This window comes from Rhizobium sp. SG570 (assembly GCF_012275345.1).
GTDB lineage: Bacteria > Pseudomonadota > Alphaproteobacteria > Rhizobiales > Rhizobiaceae > Rhizobium > Rhizobium lusitanum.
On the sequence record NZ_JAAZQI010000008.1, the window covers coordinates 78,898 to 91,212 of the forward strand.

Here is a 12,315-nt window from a genome sequence, read left to right on the forward strand (position 1 = left end):
TGCGCATCCAAGGAGGCCTGTGTAGCGTTCAGCCGTGGTGACGCGAGGGCTTCACCAAATCACCAAGCGTCCGCCAATTTACTTGTACCTGACTGCTCCCTCCGCTCGTTGGAAATGCGAGATTTAATGAGTTTTGAGAAGGCATCGGCTGCGTATCGAATACCAGAGCAAGCATTCCATACCCCGGCGTACTGCTATCTATAGCGATGATCCTTAATGCCCCCGGGAAGGAGACACATATGAAGCCAACGACGAAGGAGAGACTCTTCAACGCGGGGGCAGATCGTTTCCATGAACTGGGATACTCCGGTTGCAGCGTGCAGGACATTGTCGACCAAGCAGATGTCCCGAAAGCCACCTTCTACAATCACTTCAAAACCAAGGAAACCTTTGCGATCGAGGTCGTCACGAACTACATCGCATCGACAAGACGCGACATACTCAAAGACCGGAGCGTCACTCCACTCAACCGGATCGCCCAGCACTTCAGCCACTTGCTGGAGAGCCACGAAAGAAACCGGTACAACCGGGGCTGCCTAATCGTCAATCTGACTGCGGAAACGTCCGATAGTATCCCCTTGCTTCGCGATACCTTGAATGCATCGCTGACGGAGTGGATCGATTTGCTCGCGGATACCATCCGGGAAGGCCAGCGTAGCGGAGAAATCAACACCAAACATGAGCCAGATAAGCTCTCTCGCTTCCTGATAGATGGTTATGAGGGGGCGCTCTTGAGGATGAAGCTGACCGACACCAAGCATCCACTCGAAAACTTCTACTCCATCGCGATGTCGTTGTTGGCGGCGAGCCAATTGAATGCAAAGTAAGCCCGATTTTTCGGCAACCGCTTCCTCGCAGAAAAGTCCATTTTTTACCAGCAAGCCGCTGGGCCAAATAGCCGTTGCAATGAAAACGCAATACGGCCGGATATGACAATATCCGGCATAGCTGTTGCCATTACTTTCACTCCATCAACACTGACCGAGATGGAGTCTCCGGTGACAAACGATTTCAGCCTACCCCTTTCTCGTAGACAGACCTTGATAGCAGGCGCTGCCGCGTCGCTTGTGATGGCGGCACCCGGCCTTGCAGCCCAGAAACAATCTCAAATCCCCCACAATGGAGAAGTTCGGATGACCGACGGTTTCGTTAAAACAAAGGACGGCGTGAATATCTACTACAAGGACTGGGGTCCGAAGAATGCCCAGCCGATCGCATTCCACCATGGCTGGCCGCTCTCGTCCGACGATTGGGATACACAAATGCTCTTCTTCCTGGCGCACGGTTTTCGTGTGGTCGCTCACGATCGTCGCGGACATGGGCGCTCCAGCCAGGTCGCCGACGGTCACGATCTCGACCATTACGCCGCTGACGCTGACGCGGTGTACCAGCACCTCGATCTCAAGAACGCCGTCCATATCGGTCACTCGACCGGCGGTGGCGAGGTGGCGCGATATGTCGCGAAATACGGCGAGCCTCAGGGCCGTGTCGCCAAAGCCGTTCTGGTGAGCGCCATCCCCCCATTGATGCTCAAGACCGCATCCAACCCCGGTGGTCTGCCGATCGACGTCTTCGACGGTTTGCGGAACGCGTTGGCGGCAAACCGCGCCCAGTTCTTCTTAGACCTGCCGACCGGCCCGTTCTACGGCTTCAATCGCAATGGCGCGGCGATCTCGCAGGGCACTATTCAGAATTGGTGGCGTCAGGGGATGATGGGCGGAGCCAAGGCCCACTATGACGGCATCAAGGCCTTTTCCGAAACGGATCAGACCGAGGACCTGAAGAGGATCACCGTGCCCACGCTTGTCATGCATGGCGACGACGACCAGATCGTCCCGATCGACGACTCGGCCAAGCTCTCCGTCAAGCTCCTCAAGAACGGCACTCTCAAGGTTTATCCAGGATATCCGCATGGGATGCTGACAACGCATGCAGATGCCATCAACCCCGATCTCCTGGCCTTCATCAAGGGCTAACGTTTCAACCTGCAATCAATCAGCGGCGGACAGATTGTCCGCCGCCCCGACACCAAAACGAGCGCTGGGTAAGCCCGCCAACAGTCAGCTTCACATGAATGCTCCCGCGCCCGGTTGCCCGAAGGTGCTCAATGCGACTCCCAAAATCCCGAGAGAGCTTAGAGTTCTTTTTCGTCCTCGGCCTGTATGGCCTGAGTATCGTATCGGCTCTCGCATGCGCGACCGTAGATATCGGCAGCTACCACACCAACGCCGACGCATATTCAGCTCAAGTCGCAGCACTCAGACACGACATGATTGATTATCGGAAATAAAATGCCTTCTCGAGGATAGTCGAGGGAAGACCCCAATTGTTAGGGCACAATCTCGGACAGACACGTCGCTGCGGCAGATAGGATGGGACCGCCTCCGTGTGGCGAAATAGCCCCGTGCAAGTTGCACTATTCGGTAGCAAATGACACCAACGTCAAAGCTTGAGGGCCGCTTCTCGCCCTCATCCTCGCGGTTCCCGGACAAAGTAAGCCGTCGCGAAAGTGATCCTCTATTCCAGATACGGTGTCAGCACCTCTTCGATCCATTTCATGAATGTACGAACTCGGCGCGACAAGTTGCTCCGATGTGCTACGACGAGGGACACGGCGATCGCCCGGCGACGAAAATCGGGCATGATCTCCACAAGTGCTCCACTCTGAAAATATTGGCCAATCCCCAAGAGCGGTGCCTGAATCAGGCCAAGGCCAGCGAGGGCAGCGGCGTCGTAAGTCTGCGCGCTGTTGACGTGTAGCGAGCCGGGTAGCTGAAACGTCGTGTAGCCGTCACCGTCCGGATATTCCCATCCATGGGGTTTTACACCCAACGTCGTTGAAAAATGAATTGTCCGATGTTGTTGACGCTGGAGGTCTTCGAGTGATCGGGGGACGCCATAGCGCGCCAGGTAGGCGGGGCTGGCAGCATTGGCCATCCGCAACAGGCCCAGTGGGCGGGCAATCAGCGTCTCTTCTCGGATGGGTCCAAGCCGCAATACACAGTCAAACCCTTCTTGAGCCAGATCGACTTGGCGATCGGTACTCGACAGCTCCAGCTCCAACTCGGGGTGAACTGCCATGAAGTCTGGCAACGCCGGCATGATCGTTGTGCGCGCCACTTCGGTCGGAAGATCGACCCGTAAACGCCCGCGAAGTGCCACACGGTCGTCTGCGAACATCGTGTGCAGGTCATCGACTTCAGCAAGCAGATCGCGGGCGCGGGCTTGAAACGCGCGTCCGTCCTCCGTCAACTGCACACTGCGCGTCGTGCGGTGGAGGAGCCTGACACCCACATCTTCTTCCAGCTTCCGGACCGCCATTGAGGCCCGGCCCTTTTGGATACCGAGGCTGTCGGCTGCGCGGGTGAAGCTCCCCATGTCTGCGACTGTTACGAAGATGAGGATGGGTTCGAGATTCTGCATTTTGTGCCTCGATATTGTTCTCACTTGAGGGAACAGTGAGTTATTTTCCTCGATGTTTATCATATCTAACGGACACAGTAAGCTTCAGATACTGGGATCCACTGTTGGAGAATGACAAGTGTCCGAAACCATAAACCGGCACCAAGTGCCTAAAACCATGACCTTACATCGCACCCTGTGGATCGGCCGGATAATGGGTGCGTTTGTTGTTATCGCTCTAGTGGCAGATGGGACCATTCAGCTTTTCGCGCCGGGACAGATCGCGAGCATGTTGCAGGAAACCGGGTTCGCGATGGGCATGACCCGCGTCATGGGTCCGATAATGCTCGTCTGCGCCATCCTTTACGCCATCCCGACCACCGCCGTCTTCGGCGCGATCCTAGTGACGGGCTTTCTGGGAGGCGCGATCTGCGCCCATGTCCGCATCGGCGAGTTGGGGTCGCTGCCGGAACTGATTTCCCTGCTTTTGGGCGCGATGACATGGGGCGGCCTCTATCTGCGCGATCCCCGTATCCGAGCCATTCTGCCGTTCGTCCATTGAACCAATAGGGGCAGTGCTCAGTCCCTAAAAATCAGGAGAATACGCATGTTTTTGGTAATGGGAATCACAGGAAAAGTAGGCGGCGCAACGGCAAAACACCTGTTGGCGCACGGCAAGAAAGTACGTGCGCTCGTCCGCAATCGCGAGAAGGCGGCTCACTGGGCGAACCGGGGCGTTGAACTGGTTGACGGAGATTGGAATGACACAGCCGCTATCGAGCGCGCGCTCAAACGCGTCGATGGAGCGTTCGTCATGTTGCCGTCTGTCTGGGCCCCGTCGCCCGATTATAAAGAAGCTAGGGCTGTGATTGCGAACTATGTCGAGGCGCTCACCAAGGCAGCGCCGCCGCGGGTGGTGGCCCTTTCGTCGATGGGCGCGGACAAGACCAGCGGGCTCGGGATGATCACGGCCTTGTCGCTTCTGGAGCAAGGGTTTCGCGACCTGGTATCGCCAACCGCATTTGTGCGCGCAGGTGGATTCTTCGAAAACTTCCTCCACGGCTTGCAGGTCGCCCGGGGCGGAACGCTGCCGGTCTACTACAATCCGACAGACCGGCAATCGACCATGGTCGCGACGAACGACATCGGCGGGGAGGTCGCTACCCTTTTGACTGGGCCTGCATGGTCAGGGCGGCGCGTCATCGAGCTTGGTTCGATGGTCAGTGCGGATGAAGTCGCGAAACAATTGGCGGAAGTCCTGAAACTCGACGTGAAAGCCTTTGCAATCCCGCGTGCAGGTTGGGCGGAAGCGTTCGAGCAATTCGGCATCCCGAAGGGCCATACCGGAGCAGCCGAAGAAATGTATGAGGCCGTGAATGCAGGATGGATGGACCTCGGAGTTGAGGGTACAGGGCACATAGCGGGTACGACATCCGCACGCGACGTCTTCGAGACTGCACTGAACGCCGCCAAGGCGTAATTCCCAGACGGATCAGGCACGACGGAGACTACTCGCTTCTGCGTCGGATGCGTCTTGAGAAGCGCTCAACGGTTCAAGTCAAGACGAGGCGCGTCTACTCTCGCTCGATCTTCTGAATCTCCGAACAGCGGATTTTTGGGTTTAGGAAAAATCCGCTGTCCACGTCCCTTCATTTCACAGCGGCCCGACCGCTTAGGGCCGAGAGCCGTCTCGGTGGCATCTGCTACCGAATAGCGCAAATTTGGATGCACTGACCTGGCGACAGGTTTCACTCCCTCGCCTTTGCCACATCTTTCGCCGTTACTCTACCGCTCTTTCCGCTTAACAGCTCAGTAACGTAGTTGGCGAGCGCGGCAACTTCCTCGTCGGAGTAGATCGCATGGAACGCAGGCATCGTCTGGCCCGGTAGACGCGCCGAGTTCGACGAACCTTGAAGGATCACCCTCACAAGATTGCTACCTTGAGGATCGTTCACCGCGTGCGAGCTTTGAATTGATGCCCGGGCGTTCACAAGGCCGCTGCCGTCCTTTCCATGGCAGCTGGAGCAAGCACCTGCAAAGATACGTGCGCCGAGTTCTTCGGGGCGACGAGTAGATGCCTCTGGCACTGCGGGAACCACCTTCGATCCCGGATCGGTCTTAACAGCCGGAACTGTTCGCAGATAAGCCACGATTGCTTCGATGTCAGAAGGTGGGAGCCTGCTGAATGAGAGGTCGACCGCCTCCCGCATCGCGCCGCCCGCAGGGCCGTGGCCCTTAGCGTGACCGGTGGCGAGGAATCCTTTGAGGTCTTCATCGCTCCAGTTGCCAATGCCGGTCTCGGGGTCACTTGTAATATTCCATGCCTTCCAGCCGTCCACTTCGCCACCCGACAAGGCTTGCCCTTGCTTTCTCTGGAACATGAGACCCCGAGGAGTATGACACTCCCCGCAGTGTGCCAGGCCCTCGACAAGGTAAGCGCCACGATTCCACCGCTCATCCTTCGAAGGATCGTTTTCGAAGGGATGCGAGGGCAGGAACAGGAGGTTCCAACCGCGCATCAGCCAGCGTTGGTTGAACGGAAATTCGAGCGTGTTCTCGGGCGCAGCGTCCGAGACCGCCGTGACCGTATTAAGATAGGCACGAATGGCCAGGATATCGTCGGTCGAAAGCAGAGCGTAGGATGCATAGGGAAACGCGGGATAAAGGTTCTCGCCGTGCTTGCCGACACCCGATCTCACTGCGCGCACGAATTCCGCATCGCTCCAAGCGCCGATACCGTGTTCCTTGTCTGGAGTGATATTGGACGAATAGATAGTTCCGAATGGAAGCTTGAATGGCAGCCCTCCAGCGAACGGTTTGCCACCTTTCGCGCTGTGACAGGCAGCACAGTCGCCAGCGATCGTCAGATATTCGCCGCGTGCGATCAACTCCTGCCCAGATGGCTGTTTTGCGCTCGCAGTCACCTCCGGAAGCGAATGGGGGTAGAAGAAGAACAGTCCGGCTCCGGCAGCCCCCACCACGGCTAGGAAGCCCAGGCTCAACAGAATTTTCATGGAATACTTCATTGCCCGGCTCCTAAGGCTCGTTCGTCTATTTCAGGCTTTTGCGCCGTGAGGCTGCTTTCCGATTCCGGCGGGCTCCAACCACGCTGGACCAGCTCATCGTATTTTTCACGCCGTCCCAGCATGGCTTCCTGGATGACGCGCCCGATGTCGTTGAAACCCGCGACAAAGCGTTCGTTGTCGGACACGCGCGTCGTCTCGTCGAGCAGCGCCCCCATTCGTGCGAGGCCCGCGAGATCCTGTTGGACGAACACGCTCTTTCGCTTCTCAACCTCATAGGGATGCATGCCCATTGTCCTGAGAGCGAGGCCGCCTGCCTCCACGGAGCTTCCGAAAACCTCGCGGACAACATGATCCGCACCCGCGTCGACAAGCTGGTAATGATGCAACCGGTCATAAGCGCGAGCGATAATCGTGATCCCGGGATTCGCTCTGCGAGCCGCCTCGATGATCTGTATCGTGCGGTCGGGGTCGTCGATCGCGACCACAAGCAATACCGCCTTGGCTACGCCAGCCGAATGAAGCAGATCAGGACGCCCCGCATCGCCGAAATACGATTTCACCCCGAATTTGCGGAGGTCATCGACCACGTCCGCACGGTAGTCGAGGACAACGGGCACGAAGCCGTTGGCCAGCAACATGCGATTCACGATCTGACCAAAACGGCCAAGGCCCGCGACGATGACCTTGCCGCTGCCGGGCCTCTCTGGTTCTACCGCGGGACCTTTTCTTCTCTCAAGCCGCACGACCATATGGTCGAAGAGCATGAAAAGCCCCGGCGTGATTATCATTCCCAGGGCTATGACGAGCACGCCGATGGATGCAGCGGTTCCGGTTATCAGACCCATGCTCTGACCGAGCGAGAGGAGAACGAATCCGAATTCGCCCGCTTGTGCCAGCCCTAACGCGAAGAGCCATGTAGCTGCGTCCCTCAGTTTGAAAAAACGACCGAGCGGAAACAGGACCGTGAATTTGATGATCACGAGCACAGCCGTTGCTTCGAGCACCACATCCCAGTTACCCACCAAGACGGAAGGAGAGATTTTCGCGCCGATCGTCATAAAAAAGAGGCCGAGGAGCAGCCCTTTGAAAGGCTCGATATCGTTTTGAAGTTCGTGCTTGAACTCGCTGTTTGCGAGCACGAGCCCTCCAAGAAAAGCTCCGAGCGCCGGCGATAGTCCGACCAAAGACATCAGCAGAGCGATTGCTACCACTACCAGCAATGCGAACGCCGTGAAGATGTCGCGAAGTCGGTCTCGCGCGATCGCGCGCATGATCGGACGCGAAAGATAATGGCCGCCGACTACGACCGCCGCCACTGCGCCCAGCGTCAGGAGTGCGGCTGCCCAGCCGGGAACAGTGGAGAGCCAGGTTGCCCCATGGTCGGTTCCAGACGTCTGGCCGCCGGGTGCCATCAGTGGAAGGCACGCGAGCATTGGAATGACAGCTAGGTCCTGGAACAAGAGAACCGCAAAACTCGCCTGACCTCCGTCCGATTCCAGCACCCCCCTTTCCTCCAGGGTCTGCAAGACTATTGCCGTCGATGACAGGGCGGTGACGAATCCAAATAGAGCCGCCTGCTGCCAACGAATATGAAGTAACACACCGAGCGCGGTAACGGCCGCGACGGTCAAGACCACCTGCAAGCCACCCAATCCGACGAGCTTTGCACGTAAACGCCAGACCATCTTTGGATCGACTTCCAGTCCGATCAAAAACAGCATCATGACGATGCCCAATTCGGAGAGCTGTTCGAGATAGCTCGCATTGGCTTCCGAGAGCTGCAGAACCGGGCTCATCAAGGCACCTGCGACAATGTACCCGACGACAGAACCGAGACCGAGCCTGCGGGAGACAATGACAGCGAAAACCGAGGATGCCAGATAGGCGAATGCTGGCAGGAGAAAGCCCGACATCAATCTACTCCTTGCTGGTCTACGAGCGCGGCAAGGTCGGCTGCAGTAACTTGATCGCGTCGTCCGAGCTCGCGAACGTCCAATGTCGCATCACGCAAGGCCCCAAGGAGCAAAGGATAAGACTCGATGTGGGTTCTTGCGGAATGTGAGTCCGTGTGGTTGGCCGCGTGGAGCACAAACGGCGGCAAAAAGGTCATTCCGCAGAGTTCAACGGTCTGTCGTAGCGGTAGAATGAACACGGAAAACGGATGCTTGTTGCCACCGTCATATGAGTAATCATGAACGCTGCCAGCGGTGGTTATGCAAGCGATCGCCAGCTTGCCGGCTAACTTTTTCCCGTGAGGCCCGTGTGCAAAACCATACTCTAGGACCAGATCCTGCCATTGCTTCAGAAGAGCGGGCGTCGAGTACCAAAACAGCGGGAACTGAAACACGATCACGTCGTGATCGATCAACCGCTTCTGCTCACGTTCGACGTCGATGTCGAATCGAGGGTATTCGGCGTAGATATCGACAAACGTGACCCCAGCAACCTGCTCGGCGCGCCTCGCCATCGATAAATTGATGCTTGTCGGCCGTTGCGCAGGGTGCGCGAACAGGACGAGAACTCGCGCCAAAGCCTTATCCTTCTTCTTTTGATGCTGCTCCCGCGGTCCAGAATCCGGAGGACGCGAGTTATTCGGACACGAGGATAATGGCTCGCAATATCAAATCTTGGATGATCTGGTTTCGATGTGTGGGAAGGTGCGTTCCGAGAACGATATTGACAATCATCGTCGCCATCCGCGTGCTACGCAGGCCCATGCCTGAAAAGTCAGGAAGACTCTCGTGACCTCTTTCGGTCGTAAGCTTCAGTACCTCTTACGGACCGCACGAGATTAAATCAGATCGTCTTTGGGGGAAGACGTCGTCGGAATTTTTGGAGGAACACTAAGAGTTGGGGACCCCATGACCGTACTTCATTTCGAAGGCTTCGAGCTGGATGTTCAAAATCGGAAGCTAATGGAGGATGGTCAACAACTTAGACTTGGTGGCCGTGCGTTCGATATCCTCGCAATTCTTGCTCAACGTGCCGGCCAGGTGATCAGTAAGGACGAGCTCCTAGACGCGGTTTGGCCGACCGCCCAAGTCGAAGAAGGTACCCTGCGCGTATCGCTGGTTTCGCTCCGCAAGTCCTTGGGAGAGCGTGCCCGTGGCTTCATAGATAACGTGCCCGGCAAGGGGTACATTTTCGTACCGCCGGTTCGCATCGACCGCGCCGCGTCCGTCACGACGAAGCCCAGCATGTCCTCAGCGGACCTTCCACGCCTCCCGAACAAGGTCATCGGCCGCGATGAGTTCATCGAAACAACAACAGACCTTTTACAGCAGTCGCGCATCATTACCATCACGGGCACGGGAGGCATCGGAAAGACGTCTGCCGCAATCGCCATCGCAGAACGCTTCTTAGGCCGAAGGAGAGTGTTGTTCATCGATCTCGCCTCTCTGTCCGAAAACGCAAGCTTAATGCCGTCGCTCGCCAGTCAGCTCGGCCTAAGCGTCTATGGTTCGGAACTGCTCCAGGCTGTGGCGACAGAACTGCGAAAAACTCCGACGCTTCTTGTTTTCGATAACTGTGAGCACGTCATCGAAGCCGCAGCCGAAGCTGCAGAATCGATTCTTCTCGAAGTTCCAACGTCCTCGATTCTCGCGACCAGCAGAGAGCCACTTAGGATACAGCTCGAGCGCATCCGTCGCTTGCCACCCCTCGCCGTCCCGCCAGAGGGGATAATCGCGGAAGAAGCGCTAGACTATGCGGCTTTGGACTTGTTTTATAGAATGGCAGGTCTCTTCAAAGACGAGCGAGACCTGAGACAACCCGAGATAATCGAATTGTCTGCCGACATTGTGCGAAAATTGGAGGGTATTCCGCTCGCCATTGAACTTGCGGCGTCGAGAACCCTCGACTTGGACATCAGCGAGCTGCATCGCTCCGTGGCAAGACCACTTGCAGTTCTTCGTCGTGGAAGGCGAAATGCTCCCGCAAGGCAACAGACTTTGCAGTCGGCCCTCGACTGGAGCTTCCAAACATTGTCTCCGGTTGAAAAGGTGCTGCTGCTCCGTTTATCAACCTTTGCTGGACTTTTCAGCGCCGAGGATGCCCGCGCCATCGCGGGCGACCATCTTTCCGATAACGAATTCTACGAAGCGTTCGACGACCTCTTTCTCAAATCCCTCCTAAACGTCGCTTCCGAGGGCGGAAGCTACAGGCTTCTCGTAACAACACGCCATTACGCCTCAGCGAAACTCGCGTCGTCGCCCCTCAAACGGGAGGCCCAACACGCACATGCCCGCCATTGCTTCGAGAGGCTGAAAAAGGCCGAGATGGATTGGACTAAACTTGAAACAGATGAGTGGCTGAGACTGCATGGTGCCCTCATCCACGATCTGCGCATCGCCCTTGCCTGGGCATTTGCCGCCGATGGCGACGGTTCTCTCGGAATAGAGCTTACCGCCACTTCGAACATTATCTGGACCCAACTGGGATTAATGACCGAACAGCTTGCCGTGATCGAAATCGCGCTCGCGCGGGCGTTTACCTCCGAAGCACTTGATCCACGTCACGAAATGCACCTGCGGCTGTCGCATGCAGGCACCATCTATCACATAAAAAGCTCCGAGCGGGATCCGCAGGCCCTTGCCGAATACCACAGAGCAATCCAGATCGCTAAAGACCTCGACGATCATATGAGCATACTTCGGGCAAGCGGCGGCATAACTGCGATCCACACAATGAATGCGAACTATATTGATGCGATCAATGTTGCTCGTCAGTTCGATGACCTTTGCGGCGCAAAACTGCCGAACGCCGTGAGCCGCATGCTCGCCCACAACCTTCACTACATTGGCGATTTCGAAGGCGCTATGCGACATGCCAACATAGCCCTCGACATGGCAAAAGTGGGTGTTCGAGGAACACTGAATAACGGAGCAAGTTACGACCAGAGACTCAGTGCTCTTTCAACTGTCGTGAAGACCTTGTGGGTCCAGGGCGAACTACGAGCGGCGATGCAGCAGCTCGAAACCGTCTTGGCCGAAGCAATTAACCTGGACCATGCTATCTCAACCTGTCTCTATCTTGCGGTATCGGCCTGTCCCACCGCCTTTGGCATGCGAGAATTCGAACTCGGCCAGCGCCTGCTTCGCCTCCTCATCGAAAAGGCCGGCAACAACTCCCTGCTCCGTTGGCAGGAATGGGCTTTCACGTTCGAGCAGGTTTCCATGTCCTTGGCATCCAATGACAAGGAGCGCTTCAACAAGGCGCTAGCAAACGCCGGGGGTGCGCGGTTCGAGAACTGCCTGATTGTAGGCGGTCACCTTGCGGACCGGGTAACCATAGACCGCGCGCTATCAAAAAACGCCGGATGGTGCCGGCCGGAGCTCTACCGTCTTAAAGGTCTGCAGCTCCTTGACGAAGACGCCGAAGCCGCCCGGAAGCTTATCATGGAAGGATACTTGCTTTCGTCCCAACAAGGAGCGAAGTTCTGGGAACTCCGTTGCGCGACAAGTATGGTCAGGTTTGCGTCAGTGAAATCCCTCGGCGCTTCGAAGAGTCGCCTTGACCGAACGCTGTGCTCATTCGACGGAGAACTTGCGACTGCGGACCTCATGGAAGCGAGAGCGCTCCTTTAACGCTTGGCATTGAAGCGGAACCTGCATCGTTGTTTTAGCTGATGAACTCGGCTTCAGCCTCATTTGGACTGATATTGCACACGAGTGAAGCCGTGCTCTCAGTAACCGCCATTGCGGATATCAGCGCGCAATACTGCCGTCCATATGGAACATTCCGATGTTGCCAAAGCCAGCAAGAATGTTGCCATCTGGCCCCTCTAGGGCGGTAAACATGCCGGGCACGGCCTGAAGCGAAATGCGAGACGAGGCGGCGTCGACCCCGCGCGATTTCCTATAAGCCCCGCGGGTATCAGCATCGGAGC

The 12,315-nt window shown here is 56.9% G+C and carries 9 protein-coding genes; 5 read left to right on the forward strand and 4 right to left on the reverse strand.

The genetic code is table 11. From position 1 onward, the window contains the following. Positions 1 to 239 precede the first annotated feature (239 nt). Entirely contained in the window at positions 240 to 827 is a 588-nt protein-coding gene (locus tag FHT28_RS17415) for a TetR/AcrR family transcriptional regulator (protein WP_168596873.1), read from the forward strand. Between the two features lie 159 nt (positions 828 to 986). Continuing rightward, entirely contained in the window at positions 987 to 1,976 is a 990-nt protein-coding gene (locus tag FHT28_RS17420) for an alpha/beta hydrolase (protein WP_168596990.1), read from the forward strand. Between the two features lie 541 nt (positions 1,977 to 2,517). Here FHT28_RS17420 and FHT28_RS17425 read toward each other — a convergent pair. Beyond that, complete coding sequence (locus FHT28_RS17425) at positions 2,518 to 3,423, reverse strand: LysR family transcriptional regulator (RefSeq protein WP_168596874.1); 906 nt, start codon at positions 3,421 to 3,423, stop codon at positions 2,518 to 2,520. Between the two features lie 118 nt (positions 3,424 to 3,541). Here FHT28_RS17425 and FHT28_RS17430 point away from each other — a divergent pair, with 118 nt between their 5' ends. Together FHT28_RS17430 and FHT28_RS17435 are read left to right on the forward strand one after the other, a co-directional pair. Continuing rightward, the gene (locus FHT28_RS17430; protein ID WP_168596875.1) at positions 3,542 to 3,964 is read left to right on the forward strand and encodes a DoxX family protein; all 423 of its coding nucleotides are present in this window, start codon (positions 3,542 to 3,544) and stop codon (positions 3,962 to 3,964) included. Between the two features lie 45 nt (positions 3,965 to 4,009). Continuing rightward, the gene (locus tag FHT28_RS17435) at positions 4,010 to 4,882 is read left to right on the forward strand and encodes an NmrA family NAD(P)-binding protein (RefSeq protein WP_168596876.1); all 873 of its coding nucleotides are present in this window, start codon (positions 4,010 to 4,012) and stop codon (positions 4,880 to 4,882) included. Between the two features lie 268 nt (positions 4,883 to 5,150). Here the strand turns inward: FHT28_RS17435 and FHT28_RS17440 are convergent, their stop codons facing one another. From FHT28_RS17440 to FHT28_RS17450, 3 genes are read right to left on the reverse strand one after another with little or no spacing between them, the layout of a single operon-like run. Then, positions 5,151 to 6,428, reverse strand: coding sequence for a cytochrome c (locus tag FHT28_RS17440; protein ID WP_168596877.1), 1,278 nt, complete (start codon positions 6,426 to 6,428; stop codon positions 5,151 to 5,153). Beyond that, positions 6,425 to 8,341, reverse strand: coding sequence for a cation:proton antiporter (locus tag FHT28_RS17445; RefSeq protein ID WP_168596878.1), 1,917 nt, complete (start codon positions 8,339 to 8,341; stop codon positions 6,425 to 6,427). Before FHT28_RS17445 ends, FHT28_RS17440 begins: the two co-directional genes overlap by 4 nt. After that, entirely contained in the window at positions 8,341 to 8,958 is a 618-nt protein-coding gene (locus FHT28_RS17450) for an NAD(P)H-dependent oxidoreductase (RefSeq protein WP_168596879.1), read from the reverse strand. Before FHT28_RS17450 ends, FHT28_RS17445 begins: the two co-directional genes overlap by 1 nt. A 331-nt stretch (positions 8,959 to 9,289) precedes the next feature. On the opposite strand from FHT28_RS17450, the gene FHT28_RS17455 reads away from it, so the two are divergent. Beyond that, positions 9,290 to 12,013 (forward strand): winged helix-turn-helix domain-containing protein, encoded by a 2,724-nt coding sequence (locus FHT28_RS17455; protein ID WP_168596880.1) that lies wholly within the window; start codon positions 9,290 to 9,292, stop codon positions 12,011 to 12,013. Positions 12,014 to 12,315 lie beyond the last annotated feature (302 nt).